The organism is Leifsonia sp. LS1 (assembly GCF_020521355.1).
GTDB lineage: Bacteria > Actinomycetota > Actinomycetes > Actinomycetales > Microbacteriaceae > Leifsonia.
Window position 1 is genome coordinate 1 of sequence record NZ_BPER01000002.1, and the last position, 16,551, is coordinate 16,551.

Here is a 16,551-nt window from a genome sequence, read left to right on the forward strand (position 1 = left end):
CTACTGAGGCCCTCGCCGCCGGCTTCGATTACGACGAATACGCCGGTCGGGAATACGCAGGGTCACCACTAAAGGAGCTGTCGTCCCCTCTGACGTGGATGCGCCCCGACTAGAGGGTGTCCCCGATCGTGGAGACCAGCACCCCGTCATCCGCCCTCATCACCCGCCACACGCTGCCGGCGCCTTCGACGCGGAGCCGCCCCTCGCCGAGGATCCGCTTTGCGAGCGCCGCCCGCGCCGCAGCTAGTTGTCCGAGCGAGCGTTCAGGTTCCCGCCTTTGGGCCAGACGGCTGCAGCAGGATCCGTGAGTTTTACTCGAAACAGCGCACTGGGCCCGTCGTTGGGCTCGGTGGTGAACCGCGGGCTATTGATCCCGTTCACCTTCGTCGTTCGACGAGAATCGTGTCTCGCCACTCCCCTGCCCACGAGCCGTATGTCATGAAGGCAATTCGCTCGCGACGTCCGACCACGCGGAATCCCATCTCGGCGTGGAGGTGGAGGCTAGGCAGGTTCTCGGGGAAGATGCTCGACTGGATTGTCCAGATGCCGGCGGCGTCGCAGGCGCCGATCATCCTTTGGAGCAGCTCACGGCCAACGCCGTGACCTCGGGCGCGCTCTGCGACGTAGACGGAGTGCTCGACGACGCCGCGGTAGACGTCGCGTGCCGAGACGGGTGACACCGCAGCCCACCCGGTCACTCCCTGATCGTCGAAGGACACGAGGCGTCCGATGGAGAGCTTGCCGGAGTCGAACTGCTACCAGGTCGGAGGTGCGCTCTCGAAGGTGGCGTTGCCGGTGGCGATGCCCTCTGTGTAGATGCGCTCGACCTCTGGCCAGTCAGGTGGCGCGAAAGGGCGGATGGTCATGCCGTGGCGGTGGCGAGCAGGACGGAGACCCGGTCGAGGCTGCCGGGAACGAGCTTATAGTAGGCCCAGGTGCCGCGCTTGGAGCGGGTGAGGTAGCCGGCGTCCATGAGGATCTTCAGGTGATGGGACACGGTGGGCTGGCTGAGGCCCACGGGCTCGGTGAGGTCGCAGACGCACGCCTCGTCGCCTTCGGAGGCGGCGACGATGGACAGCAGGCGGAGGCGCGTCGGGTCACCGAGTGCCTTGAAAGCAACCGCCATCGACTCCGCATCCTCAGCGGACAGCACGTCCTGCGTGACGGGCGTGCAGCACGCCCCGACGGGGGTGAGGGGAAGCGCCTCGGCCATGCTCATGAGTTGATCCTATCGCAATATTGACAAACTTCGATGGATGTGGGCACACTCAACGCATCGAAGAACATCAATGGAGGATGCGATGACCCTCATCGACCTGAGCACCCCTGTCGTGCGTAGCAGCCGACTCGACGGCCTGCCTGTCGCCATCATCGGCGCCGGCCCGATCGGTTTGGCTGCGGCCGCGAACCTCGTGGAGCGCGGCATCGACTTCGTCGTCTACGAGGCCGGTGCGGATGCGGGAGCGAGCATTCAGAAGTGGGCGCACATCACGTTCTTCTCACCGTGGCGGCACCTGATCGACCCGGCCTCAAGCCGCCTGCTGCAAGCGACGGGGTGGACGGCTCCGGCCGATACTGCGTTGCCGACGGGCGGCGAGTTCGTCAGCGCCTACCTGGGGCCGCTCTCGGAGCTGGACGCGATCGCTTCCCGTATCCGGTATGGCGTGACCGTGGACGCGGTCAGCCGTGAGGGCATGGACCGCACCCGCAGCGCAGGCCGCGCCGAGACGCCCTTCCTGCTTCGGATCACCGACGCTGGCGGCGTCCAGGAGGTCACCGCGCGTGCCCTCATCGACGCATCCGGCACCTACCTCACCCCGAACAGCCTCGCCTCCTCCGGCCTCGACCCGCTGGGCCTTCCGACTGTGGCCGAGCACGTCTCGCACGCCCTCCCGGATGTGCTCGGCCGCGACCGGGAGCGGTTCGCCGGCCGGCGGGTCACGGTCGTCGGCGCGGGACACTCGGCGGCGAACACGCTGCTGAACCTCGCCGCCTTGAAGCGGGAGGTGCCGGAGACGCGGATCACCTGGCTGATCCGTAACGCCACCGCGGTCCGGGTCACCACCTCGGAGGACGACGAGCTCGCCGCCCGCTCCGCGATCGGCAAGCGTGTCGACCGGCTGATCGACTCGGGAGTCATCCGGAGGCTTGACCGGTTCGAGATCCTGCGCCTCGCCCCGAGCGATAGCGGTGTCCGGCTGATCGGGCAGCGCGCCGGCGAACTGGTCGAGCACGACACTGACGTGGTGGTGAATGCGACGGGGTTCCGCCCGAACCTGGACATGCTGCGCGAGATCCGCCTGGACCTCGATGACATTGTGGAGGCGCCGGCACGGTTGGCGCCGCTGATCGACCCGAACGTCCACACCTGCGGGACCGTCGAACCGCACGGGTTCGCTGAGCTGCAGCAGCCCGAGCCGAACTTCTTCCTCGCCGGGATGAAGTCCTACGGCCGCGCCCCCACCTTCTTGCTCGCCACCGGCTACGAGCAGGTCCGTTCGATCACCGCCTACCTCGCCGGCGACATCGCCGCTGCCCGCAACGTGCAGCTGGTGCTGCCCGCGACCGGTGTGTGCTCGACGGGCGCGTCCGGGTCCTCCTGCTGCTCCTGACCACACTCCGGCACCCTGCGCATAGACTTGCATCTATGGGTGGGGTGCCGGAACCGGACGCGCTACGGAGCTTGAAGCGCATCAGTGACCCCACGCGCGCCCGCATCCTCCGCCTCCTGCTAGACGCCCCGGACGGCCGTGGGTCGGTCACTCGCCTGGCTGAGGCGCTGGAGTTGCGGCAGCCGACCGTCTCCCACCACCTCAAGATGCTGCGCGACGAGGGCCTGGTGCAGCGAACCCAAGAGGGCCGCACCGCCTGGTACTCCATCAGTCCGCAGCAGCTGGACCGGGTCGCGGAACTCGTCCGGGATGAACAACCCTCCGACGACGCCGCGGCACTCGACCGCATCGTCGAGGACCTCGCCACCCGATACCGCGGGGTGCTCGCGCGCGAAAGCATCGAACAGTACGTGCGAGACAGCTACGACCGGCTCGACGGGCGCAAGAACCGGGCGTCGCTGACCAGCGCGTTCACCGTCTCCCGGCTCGACGCACTCCTCCGCTCAACCGGCGAACGCGCCGGCGTGCCGGAGGTGCTCTTCGTGTGCGTGCAGAACTCCGGCCGCTCGCAGCTCGCCTCCGCGATCCTGCGCCAGCTCGCCGGCGACCGCGTCGTCGTCCGCACAGCCGGCTCCCAACCCGCCGACGCCGTCCGCTCAACGATCGTCACGGTGCTCGACGAGGTCGGCATCCCGCTCGGCGGCGAGTTCCCCAAGCCACTGACCGACGAAGCGGTCCGCGCTGCGGACTACGTGATCACGATGGGCTGCGGAGACGCCTGCCCGATCTACCCCGGCCGCGAATACCTCGACTGGGACATCCCCGACCCCGTCGGCCAGCCCCTCGCCACAGTGCGCGGCATCCGCGACGACATCGAAAGTCGGGTTCGTGACCTCCTGGCCCGGATCGATGCTGAACGGCTCGTGAACACCGCAGCGGCCGACTAGCAAAACCATAGACACGCATCTATGCTTTCTTGTGAGAGAGAAAGCGAGACCCGCCATGTCTGACACCAAGCCCACAGTCCTGTTCGTCTGCATCCACAACGCCGGCCGCTCCCAGATGGCCGCCGGGTACATGCGTGAGCTTTCCGGAGGCCGCCTCGAGGTCCTCTCCGCCGGCTCCGAGCCGAAAGACCAGATCAACCCGGTGGCTGTGCAGGTCATGGCCGAAGAGGGCATCGACATCGCGGGCGAGCAGCCGAAGATCCTCACCACGGACGCCGTGAAGGAGTCCGACGTTGTAATCACGATGGGGTGCGGTGACACCTGTCCGATCTTCCCCGGCAAGCGCTACGAAGACTGGGACCTCACCGACCCCGCCGGGCGCCCTGTCGAGGAGGTCCGCCCGATCCGCGACGAGATCAAGCGGCGCGTGCAGGGGTTGCTGGCCGAGCTGATCCCTGCACCCTGATGCAGCTCTCGGTGCGTCAGCGGATACCCGCCCACAGCTCCCTGACCAGCTCGGCCGCCACCCTCCCCTGGGCCTGACCCGCGCGCGCCGCGGGCGGCCGGGTCGCCGGATTCATCATGTCGTCCCCGAACGCCGCGCGGGCGGCGGCATCGGGGAAGATCGTCTCGACACGGCTGCCGCCCGCGCGTAGCCGCTCGGTCTGAGTCGCGAGATCGAGACCCCACGCGAGCGGGAGGCGGGTGCGACCTCCGAACGGCGACAGGATGAGGACGCGGTCGTATCCCGCCGCCAGATCCGCGTTGTCCGCGTTGGTCCGGTAGCCGCCGTCGACGAAGTCGCGCTCCCCGATGCGATAGCCGGCGCCACCGGACGTGCTCGCCGCGACCGCGTCGACGAGGTCGACTCCGCTTGCCCGGTCGAAGGCGATCGGCTCCCCGGAGCGGGCGTCGACCGCCGTGAGCAGCAGGCGGCGCTCCGGCCAGTCGTGGCCGGGGAAGCGCGCTGCGACCGTGGAGCGCCACCGGTCCCGGAGGGCCGGATTCGCGGCGGCGAGCTCGAGGGCGTCCGCGCCGATCCGTCGGCGCATGTCGGCCGGGTCCGCGGCTGCGGCGATGAGGGCGTCGGTGCGCTCGAGGTGCGTAGAGTTCGGCCGCGTCGAGGCCGTCGGGCGCGGGCCTCCTCGGCCGTCGGTCCGGACGGGCGGGGTGTCCAGGATGGCGGCGAGCAGTGTACGCGAGTCGGCGCCGGCGAGCTGGGCGGCGGCGGTGGCACCGGCGGAGGTTCCGACGACGAGGTCGGCGTCCGTCACGTCGACGCCGCCGTCGGCGAGGCCGGCGAGCACGCCGATCAGCCAGGCGTTGCCGGCGGATCCGCCTCCGCCGAGGACGAGGGCGGTGCCGGTGGGGTGTTCGTTCTGCGAAGAGGTCATGAGCGCAGCTTTCTGAAGACAGGAAGGCGCTCCCGCGACGGTTACCTCAGTCGCGCGATCGTGAGCTCCGCGGAGCGCCCGGAATGGACTGTTCGAGCATCGGGCTCACCTCCTCGGATCGTGTCACGTTCTCGCATGAGCATACTGTGGGTCAGGTGGACGAGGAAGAGCCGCTCGCCGGCGGCAACGCGAGCGGACCCGTCGTCCGCGTGGGCGGCACGGTGCGCAAGCCGTGGACCGCGGCCTCGGCGCACGTCGCGGAGTTCGTCTCCCACCTCCGGGCCGCGGGGGTGGATGCCCCCGTTCCCCTCGGGCGCGACGAGCAGGGGCGGCAGATCACGGAGTTCGTGCCGGGTCGGCGGGCTCTCGACGCTCCCCCGCTGACACTCGGCGAGCTCGGCAGGGTCGGCGCACTCGTCCGCGCCATCCACGACGCGAGCGCCGACTTCGCACCCGGACGCGACGCCGTGTGGGAGACCCTCCTGCCACCGCCCGACGCCTCCGTGATCTGCCACAACGACCTCGCGCCGTGGAACCTCCTGATCGGAGAGCGCTGGGTCTTCATCGACTGGGACGGCGCCGGCCCGAGCAGCGCGCTCTGGGACCTCGCGTACGCAGCCCAGTCGTTCACGCTCAACGACGTGACCGCTCCGCCGCACGAGGCAGCGCGCGGCCTCGCTGCCTTCGTGGACGGATACGGCGCGAGTGCTCGGATGCGGGAGCTCCTCCCCCGGGCCATGCACGAGCGGGCGGCGGCGATGCACGAGCTGCTGAGGTCGGCCCACGAGACCGGCCGGGAACCGTGGGGAACGATGTACGCGAGCGGACACGGGGCGCACTGGGAGGCGGTGACGCGTTACGTCGCCGCCCACCAATCCGTGTGGCGGGCGGCAATCGCTTAGTAGTACTAATTAACTGCTAAGGTGTACTCAGCATCCGGAGGGGCCGGAGCGAGAGGGGCTTCATGAGCGCGGATATCGAGGCGGTCGGTGCGGAGCTGCGCCGTGCCGTCACGCGAATCCACAGTCGCTTCCGGTCGGAGCGGGCGGAGGGTGAGGTGACCGACGCTGCGCTGCTCGTCCTGCTCGTCCTGCTGAAGCAGGGCCCGAAGAGCCTGAGCGAGCTCGCCTCGGCGGGCCGGGTGACGCTCGGCTCGATGAGCCAGACGGTGCGACGGCTCGAACAGCAGGGCCTGGTGTCCAAGGCGCGTGACACCGAGGACCGTCGCCGCGTGATCTTCACACTCACCGTTGCGGGAACGGCGGCGGCGACGAGCTCCCAGCGACACCGGCGCGACTGGCTCAACGCCCGGCTGGCGGAGCTCACGGCCGACGAGCGGCAGGACATCCTGCGCGCCGCCGCTCTGCTCCTCCGGCTCGCGGATTCGTGAAGCCGCACACCGCGACACCCCTCTGACGAACGTTTCCCTGAAACCCTGGAAGAAGGACCATGCATCCCGTCGAAGCCCTCATCTGGCCGCTCGGCCGAGCCCTCCGCTCCGTCCGGCCGGACGCCGCACGCAGTCTCGCCGAGGCGCCGGAGTTCCGCGCGGCGGGCACGATCGAGCTGACCTCCCCCGCCTATCGCGACGGCGAGGCCATCCCGGCGAGGTTCTGCGGCCCGCTCATCGGTAAGGACCTCTCCCCGGCGCTGGCGTGGAGCCCGCTGCCGGAAGGCACCGTGGATCTCCTGCTGGTGTTCGAAGACGTCGACGCGCCGCGGTCGGCTCCCGCCTTGCACACGATCGTCGCCTTCGCGCCCCGACCGAGTGGGATCCCGGAGGGCGCGCTCCGCACGGACGACCCCGCCCTCCGGTTCCTGCCCACCTTCTTCGGCCGTGCGAAGTACGCCGGTCCGCGACCGCTGCCCGGCCACGGCACCCATCGGTACCGCTTCCACCTGTATGCGCTCGACACTCCGGTCGACATGGCCGCCATCGGATCCCCGGACCGTCTTCCGGCCGCCGTGGCAGGCCACGTCTTGGCATCGGGAACACTGGCGGGCACCCGGACCTGCTGAGCGACGGCAGCGCCCGCCGGTTCACGGAGCGGCAGTCGCTCGCGCGGCGCGCAGCACGCCCTGCCGGTCGAGCTCCAGCCGCGCGCCGAGCTGCCCGCACCCGAGATTGCGCAGCGTCGCGGTCGTGCTGGTCGTGGAGGTGACGGTGGCGCCCTGCACGGCGTCGGCGGTGACCTCGATCGACGTTCCGGTGGTGGCCCACGGTGTCGACAAGGGTACGTACAGCGACACTTCGGCGTAGCCGGTCGTGCAATCGCCGCCGACGCACACCCGCACATTCGTTTCCGGATGGGCGTCGATCCAGGGCTGGACGTCCACCTCGATGTCGGGTTGAGGACTGATCGCCTGCCCGCATCGACCGGGAGAAGCGCAGCCGGCGAGCCCGACCGAGACGAGCGCGAGAACACCCAGCGCGAGTCGAGACCTCCCCTGGCGGTGCATACACAGCACGCTAGCACCGCGGAAACCGCCTGCACTTGCGCCGCGGGTGCAGATCTGCTTTTAATCTGCGTATGGATGCAGATAAGACGATATGTGGGCGACTCCCCGACAGCCAATATGTCGAGCTCGCTGTGGAGGTGTTCGGCATGCTGGCCGACGCCACGCGCGTCCGGGTCATCCTGGCGCTGCGGGACGCCGGCGAACTGTCGGTCAACCACCTCGCCGACATCCTCGACAAGCAGCCGGCGGCGGTATCGCAGCACCTCGCCAAGCTGCGGCTCGCGCGCATCGTCACGACCCGGCACGAAGGCCAGCGCGTCTTCTACCGGCTCGAGAACGAGCACGCGGCGCGACTCGTCACCGACGCGATCCTCCAGGCCGAGCATTCGCTCGGCGGGATCCCTCGGCACCACCACGCGGAGGCCGCGCGCGCGGAGACGACGTCCGCTGAGAGTCTGTCGTGAACGGCCACGGACACCCGCACGACCACGACCATGACCACACTCACCCCGGGGGTCTGACGGGAGCCCTGCGCGAACTCTTCGTGCCGCACACGCACGATGCCGCAGACTCCATCGACGATGCCCTCGAGGCGAGCACGCAGGGTGTGAAGGCCCTGCGGATCAGCCTGTTCGTCCTCCTCGGGACGACGCTCCTCCAGGCCGTCGTGGTGGCCTTCAGCGGCTCCGTGGCGCTGCTGGCCGACACCGTCCACAACTTCTCCGACGCCCTGACCGCCGTTCCGCTGTGGGTGGCGTTCGTCTGGGGCCGCCGGGCCGCGTCCGCGCGGTACACCTACGGGTACGGCAGGGCGGAGGATCTCGCGGGACTCTTCATCATCGCCGTCGTGGCCCTCTCCGCCGTCGTCGCAGCGTGGCAGTCGATCGATCGATTCCTGCACCCGCAGCCGCTCGAGAACCTCGGCTGGGTCGTCGCAGCCGGCGTGGTCGGCTTCGCCGGCAACGAGGCGGTCGCGATATACCGCATCCGCGTCGGCCGGAGCATCGGCTCCGCGGCCCTCGTCGCCGACGGGGTGCACGCCCGCATCGACGGGTTCACGTCGCTCGCGGTCGTGCTCGGCGCCGTCGGGGTGCTCGTGGGCTTCCCGCTGGCGGACCCGATCGTGGGCCTCCTGATCTCGGCGGCGATCATCGTGTTGCTGTGGGGCACGGTCCGGAGCATCGGGCGCCGACTGCTCGACGGCATCGAACCCGAGCTCGTGGGACGGCTGGAGCACGCCCTCCGCGACACTCCGGGTGTCGCCGACGTCCCCCGCGTGCGTCTGCGCTGGGCAGGACACCGGCTGCAGGGCGACGCACGGCTCGCGCTGGAGGCCGTGTCGCTCGACGAGGCGCAGCGCACCCTCACGGCGGCACGGGCGCAGGCCTGCTCGCATCTGCCGAACCTCGACGACCTCGCGCTGGAGATCGTGCCGCGCTGACGGCGGCCGTCGACGACGGCGGGCCGCGTTGCGCGGGCAGGGCGTCGCCGCCAGAATGTGGCCGGTGGGGGTCTCGTTCACGCTGCCGGCCCGGTGGGGCCGGGCCTACTTCGCGCTGCAGGCGGTTGCCGGTGCGGCCTGGTGGGTCGCGGTGTTCAGCGTCCCGTGGGTGCGCTCGGCGACGGTGGGAAGCCTCGACCCGATCGCTGTCGCGGTGCTCGACATCCCGCTCTTCGTCGGGGCATCGGCGCTCGCCGCGGCGGGCGTCCGCGTCGCGGTCGCCGTCGCGACGGGATGGACGGTCGTCGTCACTGCGGCTCTCGCGCTCTTCGCGACCGTCACCGGCGAGGCAGGCTGGGGCGTGCTGCTCATGATCGCCGCCGCGGGATGCTCGGCGGCCGCCTCCTGCGCGGTCCTGCTCGGCAGGCTGCCCGCGGAGTGGCTCGTGCGGGGGCCGTTCGCATTTCGCCCTGCGCGTGGGCGGCGTTCGGTTGCAGCGCACGTCGCGGCGACGTTCGGCCAGATCGTTCTCTTCTGGGGACTGTTCCTGGTGGTGCTCCCGTTCCTCATCGCCGCGGCGGAGAACCGCTGGGGCCTGCGCGTGCCCCTGCCCTCTGCCGTTCTGGTACCGGTCGGCCTCGCCCTCCTCGTGCTGATGAGCGCCCTCGGGATCTGGGCGGCGATCGCGATGTCCACGCGGGGTGACGGCACTCCCCTGCCCGCGGCGATGCCCAACCGGCTCGTCGTGGCCGGGCCCTACCGGTTGCTGCGCAACCCGATGGCGCTCGCCGGCATCGCGCAGGGCGTGGCGGTGGGCCTCCTCCTCGGCTCCTGGCTCGTCCTCGCCTATGCGATCGCCGGTTCCCTCGTCTGGAACTACCTGGTGCGGCCGTTCGAGGAACAGGATCTCGAGGAGCGGTTCGGCGGGCAGTTCGCCCGCTACCGCTCTCAGGTGCGGTGCTGGCTGCCACGACTCACCCCCTGGTCGGCCGCCCCCGAGTCCGTCCACTCGCCCTGACGATCCGAGGCGCACGCACGCCGGATGGGTCCGGGCGTGGATCTTCTTCCTCGCGATCCCGGTCGCCGGCCGGATCGTCTACGGCCTCGGACCTCGCCCGGGGAGGAGACGGCGGCGTCGCCGAGTCACCGGGGGCGTGGCCCACCGCGCAGATCGTAGGTGCGCAGACGCCCGCACATCCCGAACCCGCGCGCTCCCGGTGAGGGCGGCGCGGTCCGCACGGTCGCATCGTCGTAGGACGGGACGAGGCCGTCGGCGAGGGCGCGCACCCGCTCGAGCGACCGGTTCGCCTGCGCGAGCGGCCCCCGCTCGATCAGGGCGGACCAGTCGTGTGCCCGGCCGCGCACCAGGCGGGCGGCGGCGGCGTAGAAGGCGGCGAGCGGTGCCGGGTCGCCCGCCTCCGCCGCGTCGCGCAGGATGGAGAAGCCCGCGACGGCGAGATCCCGTCGCCGGATCGCCTGAGCCGCTCGGGATTCGTCGTCCCCGTCTCCCAGGGAGGCGGCATCGGCGTAGGTGACCGGATCCGCCAGAACCTCGGGAGGGAACGTCATGACGGCATCCCCCGCCTCGGGCAGTCCGGCGTTGCTCATCAGCACGACGACGCGCAGGCCGCCCTCGTTCACCGCCCGGTGGATGGTGCCCGGCGTGAACCAGACGACCGCTCCCTCTGCGAGAGGGGTCTCCCGGAGGCCGGTGCCGTCGATCGTCATCAGCCTGCCGCGACCGGCCGTCACCACGTATGCCTCGGTGGAGACGAGGTGGACGTGCGGTGTGCCGCCGACCAGCCCGTCGGGTGCGAGGGAGTCGTAGACGTCGAGACGCGAGACACCGGTCGCGCCGGGGAAGGTGGGGTGCGTCATCGGCGTGCCCCGAGCGCCTGCCGTACGGCTGCGGCGAGAGCGGGCGCGTCGTCCGCGGTGCCGCTCGCGACGCCGACTCCGTAGCGCAGCCGCAGGAGGCCGTCCGCCGGCACCACGTGCTCCTCGCTGAAGAACTGCGCCGGATTGAGGGCGGCGAACTCCGCGGTGCGGGCGAACCACTGCGGGGGATGTTGCACGTTGGAGGCGTCGTCGAGCATGAGCAGCACGGACGCGGCGTCCGTCTCGTCATGCCGGCCGGCGAACGCCATCCACTCGTGCCGCTGGCCGCGCAGCTCATCCCCGCCGCGCACGCCCGGCGCGACGAGGGTGCCACCGGTGAACGACCGCGGACCGCGCCAGAACAGCCCGCCGTAGCCGGCGTTCTCGCGCCCTCGGGTCGTGGGCGAGCCGAGGGAGATGTCGGCACCGCGGACGTTGCGCAGTGCGGTCGCGAACGTCAGCGCCCAGGCATCATCCGAGACCGGAGTCGCGCTCAGCGTTCGCCGCTCGGCGAACCAGAGCTCGCCGGACTGCGTCACCCAGTCGAGTTCGTGATCCAGCACGACGGCGTCCCCCTCGGTGGTCACGCGGAGGTCGCCGCGGTGCCGCTGCGAGCCGTTGTTCGGGAGCGAGGTGTATCCGCGACCGTGCACGTACGTCGGACCGCCCCAGAAGTTCTCGTCCTCGACGACCGGCAGCGACCAGGTGATGCCCTTGTGCCACACGTGGTCGTGCGGCCGGTAGAGGCTGACGAGCGCGCCGCTCCGCGTGCGCAACGGGTGCAGGTAGGGCCGCGGCGACTCGACCTGGGGATGTTCGGGCCGGTACACGTAGCGGAACAGCTCGACGTCGCCGTCGAGCACCGCCACGGCGGTGCCCACCTCGTGCACGGCGCGCAGCGCGGTCATCGCGCGACCTCCTTCACCGGCGCCCAGGGGACGCGTCCACCGCTCATCGACGTCATGAACGGGTCGTCGTCGGCGATGGCGCCCGCCGCGATCGGTGTGCGCAGGAAGGCGGACGCGTACGTCGCCGCGGCGAACTCGAGGGTGCGGCGCGCATCGTCGATGGCCACCGTCGGATGCTCGCCCGACGCGAGGGCGTCGGCGATCGCGGCGAACTGGTCCCGGTGGGAACTGGTCTCCTCGGCGGGCGGGGCGGCGGCCCAGCGGGCGGAGAGCTCCTCATGCCCGGGCGCGGGCGTCAGCGTCCAGTCCCCTGTCGTGTACCCGTACACGTGCTCCACCTCGACGGTCGCGAACTCGAAGTCGAAGCGGAGACGCGAGCTCTCCCGCGGTGAGACGAGCGAGTTGACGACGGTCGCGACGGCACCGCTCTCGAAGGTGACGAGAGCGGCGGACACGTCCTCGGTGTCGGTGGGGCGCGACTGCCGCGCCGCGATCGCGGAGACCTCCGCCCACGGGCCGAGGACCGCGAGGAGCAGGTCGAACTGGTGGATGCCGTGGCCCATCGTCGGGCCCCCGCCTTCGACCTCCCAGCGCCCGCGCCAGGGCACCGCGAAGTAGTCGTCGGTACGGTACCAGAGCGTCTCGCAAGTGGCGACGAGTGCTCGGCCGAGCTCCCCGTCCGCGATCATGCGCCGGAGATGGCGCACCGCGGCGCCGAAACGGTGCTGGAAAACCGTCAGGGTCGGCACCCCTGTCTCCGACTCGACCCGCGCGATCTCGTCGACCTCGGCCAGGCTGAGGGCCGTGGGCTTCTCCACGAGTGCGGGCACCCCGGCCCGCATGGCTTCGATCGCCAGCGCGGCGTGCGTCTGCGGCGGTGTGCAGATGTGGACGAGATCCACTCCCCCGGCGGCCAGCAGTGCCGTCGCGGACGGATAGGTGCGCTCGACGCCGACGGAGGCCGCGAACGCTGCGGCACGGTCCTCGTCGATGTCGGAGACGGCCACCAGGCGCATCCGGTCGCCGAGCGCGGCGATCGCCTGCGCATGTGCGTGGGCGATGCCGCCGGTGCCGATGATCGCGGAGCGGATCGGGGCGGGGCGCGAGCCGCCCGCCGGTTCAGGCGCGTTCATTCGTGTCCTTCCTGTGCGGCGGCGCGACGACGTCGCTCCGCTGCGACGAGCGCGACGGCCACGAGGCCGGGCGCGATGACGATGAGGGGCGGGAGCATCCAGACGACGGTGACCGCGACGAGCAGGCCGGCGACCACGAACAGGCTCCCGACCGGGTCGGTGATGGCATCGGTCCGGTGCCGTCGCCAGAGCTGCGACCAGCGGGCTCCGGGCTGCCAGCGGGCGGCCACCCGTCCGACCGTGACGGCCGCGACGACGGCCAGCGCACCGCTGACGGCCGCCAGGACGCCGCCCCCGGGGACGAGTCCCTCGACGCCCAGCACCACATTGAGCAGCAGCAGCGCGACCACCGCGGCCGCGATCGTGCCGAACAGCCAGCCGCCGCGGATCGCGGCCCATCCGAGCGACGCGAGCTCGCGGACCGAGTCCCGCTTTGCGGACACGTGCTCGTCCAGGTGGCGGGTCCCCGCGGCCAGCGCGGGCACGATCGTCACGATCGGGAGCGAAAGCGCGGTGATGCCGAGGCCGATGACGAGCATCCCCCCGAAGGCTCCCACGCCGCGGCCGCCGAACCGGCGCAGGTCGTCGACCCGTGTCATCCTTTCAGCCCCTGCGTCGCGACCCCGGCCACGAGGTAGCGCTGGAAGGCCATGAAGAACACGACGACCGGTAGCAGCGCGAGGATGGCCATGGCCATCTGGGCGCCGTAGTCGCTGGTCGACGTCTGGTCGACGTAGAGCCGCAGAGCGAGCGGCATCGTGTACGTGCCCGGGTCCTTGAGGTAGAGCAGCGGCCCGAAGAAGTCGTTCCACGACCAGATGAACGCGAAGATCGAGCTGGTCACGAGCGCCGGCTTCATGAGCGGCAGGATGACCGACGTGAACGTGCGCACGTGCCCGGCGCCGTCGATCCGCGCCGCCTCGTCCAGCTCCCGCGGCAACCCGCGCATGAACTGGATCATGAGGAACACGAAGAAGGCGTCCGCCGCCAGGAACTTGCCGAGCAGCAGTGGCCAGTACGTGTTGATCATGCCGAGCTGGTTGAACACGATGTACTGCGGGATGATCACGACGTGGAACGGCAGCAGCATCGTCGCGATCATGCAGGCGAAGAACAGGCCTCGGCCCGGGAAGCTGATCCGTGCGAACGCGTACGCCGTCACGGAGCAGGAGAGCACGACGCCCGCGACAGAGGCCACGGCCAGGATCAGCGAGTTCGCGACGAAGGTCCAGAACGAGATCCCGCCGATGCCCTTCAATGCCGTGACGTAGTTCTGAAGGCCGCCGTTCTTGGGGATGAGATCGACCGAGCCGATGATCTCGTTCCCCGGCTTGAAAGACGACATCAGCATCCACACCGCCGGGTAGAGGATCACGATCAGGACGGCGACGGCGAAGACGTGGAACACCACCGACTTCCCGAGGCCGCGCCGGCGTGGGCGTCTCGGCGGGGTGATGCCGGGCGGAGTGCGTTGTGCGGTGTCGGCTGCGACGACCGCCGTGGTCTCGGTAGGCGTTGCGCTCATCGCTCGTCTCCCGCATAGTGCACCCACGCTTTCGACGTCCGGAACAGCATGACCGTGACGATGCCGACCGCGACGACGAGCACCCAGGCCATCGCGGACGCGTAGCCCATCTGGAAGTCACGGAAGCCGCGCAGGTAGAGGTACAGCGTGTAGAAGAGGGTCGAGCCCGCGGGCCCGCCGCTGCCGTTGGAGATGATGTAGGCCGAGTTGAAGACCTGGAAAGCGTGGATCGTCTCCAGCAGCAGGTTGAAGAACAGCACCGGCGAGAGCATCGGGACGGTCACCGAGAAGAACCGGCGCACCGGTCCCGCGCCGTCCACCGCCGCCGCCTCGTACAGCTCTGCGGGCACCTGCTTCAGTCCGGCGAGGAAGATCACCATCGGGGCGCCGAACTGCCACACCGTGAGCAGGATCAGCATCGGGAGGGTGCGGGAGGGATCGCCCACCCAGCCGCCCTCCGCGGCGGGAGGTCCGCCGAAGAACGAGCCGATCTGGGCGACGATCCCATCGTCGATGAACATCGCCTTCCACACGATCGCGATCGACACGCTCCCGCCGATGAGGGAGGGCAGGTAGAACGCCGAGCGGTAGAACCCTTGCCCGCGCCGCGGCTGGTTCAGCAGCATCGCCACCGCGAGGGCCGCAAGCAGTTTCAGCGGCGTCCCGACGAGCACGTACAGCCCCGTGACCTTCACCGCTTGGAGGAAGTTGGGATCGGCGAACAACCGGGTGTAGTTGTCGAGGCCGATGAACTTCGGGGCCGCGAACAGGTTGTAGTTCGTGAAGGACAGGTACAGCGAGGCGAGCATCGGACCAGCGGTCAGCGCCACGAATCCGATCAGCCAGGGGCTGAGGAACGCGTATCCGGCCCGCGCCTCGCGTCGCGTGCGGGCCGTGCCGCGCCGCGGTGGCGCGGCACGGAGAGCCGTTGCCGTCGTCATGAGCCGAGTGCCAGCGACATCTCGGAGAAGAGCTCGTCGGCGAACTGCTTGCTGGTGATCTGCCCGTACTGCAGCTGCTCGTGCAGGTCGCCCCACTTCGCCTCGATCGTGCCGTACCCGGAGGGCAGGATCGGATAGCTCGCGGTGAGCTCCTTCGAGATCGAGTCGAGATAGTCGAGGTTCACCGTGTCGGCGGGCTGCTGGTCGATCGCGTCGCGACCCGCCTGGGTCGCCGGTGTCCCCAGCGACGTCCCGAAGATCTTGGCGACATCGGGCGATGTGACGAGGTAGTCGACCAGCGCCGCGGCCGCCTCCGGCTGCTTCGAGTTGGCCGAGACGCTGAGCAGCATGCTGGGCTTCGGGGCGAGGATGTGCGTCTTCTCGCCGTCGGCGAGCGGCGGCGTGACCATGCCGATGTTCTCGGTTCCGGCGTCCGTCATCCCTTGCAGGACCGTGGTGGAGAAGTTGAACCAGATCGCGGACTCGCCCGCCAGGAAGCCGCCGGACGGCGAGAGCGCGATGCTCCGGTCGATCGGATAGAAGGCTCCGGCTTTGCGCAGGCTCGCGGCGCTGTCGAGGAAGGAGATCACGTCCTTCTTGCTGAACGCGGGGGTGCCGTCTTTCTTGAAGACGGGGTTCTTCTCCTGCATCAGGTGGTAGATGAAGTTCGGGAACCCGCCGGTGTAGTCCTCAGCGCCGTAGATCTTCGGATCCGACGAGGCGCCCGCCGCGTCGACCGTCTTGATGAAGGCGTCGAGCTGATCCCAGGTCATGTCGCCCGTCGGGTACGCGATCCCGAGCTTGTCGAGGATGTCCTTGTTGTACATCATCGACCAGGCGTTCGTGCCGAGCGGGACGCTCTCGAGCTTGCCGTCCACCGTCCCCGAGCCGAGCACGTTGTCGGCGACGCCCTTCAAGGGGAGGAGGTTCTCGCGGTAGGGAGTCAGGTCGAGCAGGAGCCCCTTGCTCGCGTACTCCCCCAGGTAGCCGGCGTCCATCATCACGACATCCGGCAGCGCGTGTCCGGCGGCCTCGGTGTTGCGGGCGGTCCAGTAGTCGCCCCACGCGTTGAAGTTCCGGACGACCTTGACGTTCGGATACTCCTTGTTGAATCCCGCGATGGCCTGCTCGAACCGGGCGGCGCGGTCGTCGTTGCCCCACCAGGAGAACGAGATCTCGGCCTTCGTGTCCTTGTCGAATGTGACGTCCGCGGGCTTCGCGGCGCCCCCGCCGCTGCAACCGGCAAGGGCGAGCGCGGCCGCGGCGGCGATCGCGAGGCTCGCTGCGATCCTTCGTGACATGTGTTTCCTCC

Annotated in this window: 19 protein-coding genes and 1 pseudogene; 9 read left to right on the forward strand and 11 right to left on the reverse strand. The window is 70.1% G+C overall.

The genetic code is table 11. From position 1 onward, the window contains the following. Positions 1 to 377: 377 nt before the first annotated feature. Positions 378 to 866 (reverse strand): annotated as a pseudogene (locus LLS1_RS03330) (N-acetyltransferase family protein). Further along, entirely contained in the window at positions 863 to 1,219 is a 357-nt protein-coding gene (locus LLS1_RS03335; RefSeq protein WP_226653601.1) for a metalloregulator ArsR/SmtB family transcription factor, read from the reverse strand. Before LLS1_RS03335 ends, LLS1_RS03330 begins: the two are co-directional and overlap by 4 nt. An 82-nt stretch (positions 1,220 to 1,301) precedes the next feature. Between LLS1_RS03335 and LLS1_RS03340 the strand changes: the two genes are divergently transcribed. The 3 genes from LLS1_RS03340 to LLS1_RS03350 all read left to right on the forward strand — a co-directional run bounded on the left by LLS1_RS03340 (position 1,302) and on the right by LLS1_RS03350 (position 4,025). Beyond that, positions 1,302 to 2,612 (forward strand): NAD(P)-binding domain-containing protein, encoded by a 1,311-nt coding sequence (locus LLS1_RS03340; RefSeq protein ID WP_226653602.1) that lies wholly within the window; start codon positions 1,302 to 1,304, stop codon positions 2,610 to 2,612. Between the two features lie 71 nt (positions 2,613 to 2,683). Beyond that, complete coding sequence (locus LLS1_RS03345) at positions 2,684 to 3,559, forward strand: metalloregulator ArsR/SmtB family transcription factor (RefSeq protein WP_264186810.1); 876 nt, start codon at positions 2,684 to 2,686, stop codon at positions 3,557 to 3,559. Between the two features lie 55 nt (positions 3,560 to 3,614). Further along, entirely contained in the window at positions 3,615 to 4,025 is a 411-nt protein-coding gene (locus LLS1_RS03350; protein ID WP_226653604.1) for an arsenate reductase ArsC, read from the forward strand. 16 nt (positions 4,026 to 4,041) lie between these two features. On the opposite strand, the gene LLS1_RS03355 is transcribed toward LLS1_RS03350, so the two are convergent. Next, complete coding sequence (locus LLS1_RS03355; protein WP_226653605.1) at positions 4,042 to 4,953, reverse strand: patatin-like phospholipase family protein; 912 nt, start codon at positions 4,951 to 4,953, stop codon at positions 4,042 to 4,044. 155 nt (positions 4,954 to 5,108) lie between these two features. Here LLS1_RS03355 and LLS1_RS03360 point away from each other — a divergent pair, with 155 nt between their 5' ends. The 3 genes from LLS1_RS03360 (at position 5,109) to LLS1_RS03370 (ending at position 6,972) form a co-directional block, all read left to right on the forward strand. After that, entirely contained in the window at positions 5,109 to 5,855 is a 747-nt protein-coding gene (locus LLS1_RS03360) for a phosphotransferase (RefSeq protein ID WP_226653606.1), read from the forward strand. A gap of 62 nt (positions 5,856 to 5,917) precedes the next feature. After that, positions 5,918 to 6,343, forward strand: coding sequence for a MarR family transcriptional regulator (locus tag LLS1_RS03365; protein ID WP_226653607.1), 426 nt, complete (start codon positions 5,918 to 5,920; stop codon positions 6,341 to 6,343). A 59-nt stretch (positions 6,344 to 6,402) separates the two neighbouring features. Beyond that, entirely contained in the window at positions 6,403 to 6,972 is a 570-nt protein-coding gene (locus LLS1_RS03370) for a YbhB/YbcL family Raf kinase inhibitor-like protein (RefSeq protein ID WP_226653608.1), read from the forward strand. A 21-nt stretch (positions 6,973 to 6,993) separates the two neighbouring features. On the opposite strand, the gene LLS1_RS03375 is transcribed toward LLS1_RS03370, so the two are convergent. Continuing rightward, a complete protein-coding gene (locus LLS1_RS03375; RefSeq protein ID WP_226653609.1) occupies positions 6,994 to 7,413 on the reverse strand; it encodes a hypothetical protein in 420 nt (139 codons plus the stop codon). 71 nt (positions 7,414 to 7,484) lie between these two features. Between LLS1_RS03375 and LLS1_RS03380 the strand changes: the two genes are divergently transcribed. The 3 genes from LLS1_RS03380 to LLS1_RS03390 all read left to right on the forward strand — a co-directional run bounded on the left by LLS1_RS03380 (position 7,485) and on the right by LLS1_RS03390 (position 9,872). After that, positions 7,485 to 7,877: a metalloregulator ArsR/SmtB family transcription factor gene (locus LLS1_RS03380; RefSeq protein ID WP_226653610.1), complete on the forward strand. Its 393-nt coding sequence runs from the start codon at positions 7,485 to 7,487 to the stop codon at positions 7,875 to 7,877. Further along, positions 7,874 to 8,854, forward strand: a complete 981-nt coding sequence (locus LLS1_RS03385) for a cation diffusion facilitator family transporter (RefSeq protein WP_226653611.1) — start codon at positions 7,874 to 7,876, stop codon at positions 8,852 to 8,854. The genes LLS1_RS03380 and LLS1_RS03385 overlap by 4 nt, the downstream gene beginning before the upstream one ends. A 64-nt stretch (positions 8,855 to 8,918) precedes the next feature. After that, positions 8,919 to 9,872, forward strand: coding sequence for an isoprenylcysteine carboxylmethyltransferase family protein (locus LLS1_RS03390; protein ID WP_226653612.1), 954 nt, complete (start codon positions 8,919 to 8,921; stop codon positions 9,870 to 9,872). A 125-nt stretch (positions 9,873 to 9,997) separates the two neighbouring features. Here LLS1_RS03390 and LLS1_RS03395 read toward each other — a convergent pair whose 3' ends face one another. The 7 genes from LLS1_RS03395 to LLS1_RS03425 are packed head-to-tail and all read right to left on the reverse strand — an operon-like array spanning position 9,998 to position 16,540. Further along, positions 9,998 to 10,732, reverse strand: a complete 735-nt coding sequence (locus LLS1_RS03395) for a cupin domain-containing protein (protein WP_226653613.1) — start codon at positions 10,730 to 10,732, stop codon at positions 9,998 to 10,000. Further along, positions 10,729 to 11,640, reverse strand: coding sequence for a PmoA family protein (locus LLS1_RS03400; protein ID WP_226653614.1), 912 nt, complete (start codon positions 11,638 to 11,640; stop codon positions 10,729 to 10,731). Before LLS1_RS03400 ends, LLS1_RS03395 begins: the two co-directional genes overlap by 4 nt. After that, a complete protein-coding gene (locus LLS1_RS03405) occupies positions 11,637 to 12,773 on the reverse strand; it encodes a Gfo/Idh/MocA family protein (RefSeq protein WP_226653615.1) in 1,137 nt (378 codons plus the stop codon). Before LLS1_RS03405 ends, LLS1_RS03400 begins: the two co-directional genes overlap by 4 nt. Next, on the reverse strand, positions 12,770 to 13,372 hold the full coding sequence (locus tag LLS1_RS03410; protein ID WP_226653616.1) for a hypothetical protein: 603 nt from the start codon (positions 13,370 to 13,372) through the stop codon (positions 12,770 to 12,772). The genes LLS1_RS03405 and LLS1_RS03410 overlap by 4 nt, the downstream gene beginning before the upstream one ends. Next, the gene (locus LLS1_RS03415) at positions 13,369 to 14,298 is read right to left on the reverse strand and encodes a carbohydrate ABC transporter permease (protein ID WP_226653617.1); all 930 of its coding nucleotides are present in this window, start codon (positions 14,296 to 14,298) and stop codon (positions 13,369 to 13,371) included. Before LLS1_RS03415 ends, LLS1_RS03410 begins: the two co-directional genes overlap by 4 nt. Then, on the reverse strand, positions 14,295 to 15,239 hold the full coding sequence (locus LLS1_RS03420; RefSeq protein WP_226653618.1) for a carbohydrate ABC transporter permease: 945 nt from the start codon (positions 15,237 to 15,239) through the stop codon (positions 14,295 to 14,297). Before LLS1_RS03420 ends, LLS1_RS03415 begins: the two co-directional genes overlap by 4 nt. Next, positions 15,236 to 16,540 (reverse strand): ABC transporter substrate-binding protein, encoded by a 1,305-nt coding sequence (locus LLS1_RS03425; RefSeq protein WP_226653619.1) that lies wholly within the window; start codon positions 16,538 to 16,540, stop codon positions 15,236 to 15,238. The genes LLS1_RS03420 and LLS1_RS03425 overlap by 4 nt, the downstream gene beginning before the upstream one ends. Between the last annotated feature and the right edge of the window lie 11 nt (positions 16,541 to 16,551).

Bases quoted from the DNA above. Each gene is read 5' to 3' on its own strand.
- LLS1_RS03335 (WP_226653601.1), bottom strand. From the start codon at position 1,219: ATGAGCATGGCCGAGGCGCTTCCCCTCACCCCCGTCGGGGCGTGCTGC.
- LLS1_RS03340 (WP_226653602.1), top strand. From the start codon at position 1,302: ATGACCCTCATCGACCTGAGCACCCCTGTCGTGCGTAGCAGCCGACTC.
- LLS1_RS03350 (WP_226653604.1), top strand. From the start codon at position 3,615: ATGTCTGACACCAAGCCCACAGTCCTGTTCGTCTGCATCCACAACGCC.
- LLS1_RS03355 (WP_226653605.1), bottom strand. From the start codon at position 4,953: ATGACCTCTTCGCAGAACGAACACCCCACCGGCACCGCCCTCGTCCTC.
- LLS1_RS03365 (WP_226653607.1), top strand. From the start codon at position 5,918: ATGAGCGCGGATATCGAGGCGGTCGGTGCGGAGCTGCGCCGTGCCGTC.
- LLS1_RS03370 (WP_226653608.1), top strand. From the start codon at position 6,403: ATGCATCCCGTCGAAGCCCTCATCTGGCCGCTCGGCCGAGCCCTCCGC.
- LLS1_RS03375 (WP_226653609.1), bottom strand. From the start codon at position 7,413: ATGCACCGCCAGGGGAGGTCTCGACTCGCGCTGGGTGTTCTCGCGCTC.
- LLS1_RS03380 (WP_226653610.1), top strand. From the start codon at position 7,485: ATGGATGCAGATAAGACGATATGTGGGCGACTCCCCGACAGCCAATAT.
- LLS1_RS03395 (WP_226653613.1), bottom strand. From the start codon at position 10,732: ATGACGCACCCCACCTTCCCCGGCGCGACCGGTGTCTCGCGTCTCGAC.
- LLS1_RS03400 (WP_226653614.1), bottom strand. From the start codon at position 11,640: ATGACCGCGCTGCGCGCCGTGCACGAGGTGGGCACCGCCGTGGCGGTG.
- LLS1_RS03405 (WP_226653615.1), bottom strand. From the start codon at position 12,773: ATGAACGCGCCTGAACCGGCGGGCGGCTCGCGCCCCGCCCCGATCCGC.
- LLS1_RS03410 (WP_226653616.1), bottom strand. From the start codon at position 13,372: ATGACACGGGTCGACGACCTGCGCCGGTTCGGCGGCCGCGGCGTGGGA.
- LLS1_RS03415 (WP_226653617.1), bottom strand. From the start codon at position 14,298: ATGAGCGCAACGCCTACCGAGACCACGGCGGTCGTCGCAGCCGACACC.
- LLS1_RS03420 (WP_226653618.1), bottom strand. From the start codon at position 15,239: ATGACGACGGCAACGGCTCTCCGTGCCGCGCCACCGCGGCGCGGCACG.
- LLS1_RS03425 (WP_226653619.1), bottom strand. From the start codon at position 16,540: ATGTCACGAAGGATCGCAGCGAGCCTCGCGATCGCCGCCGCGGCCGCG.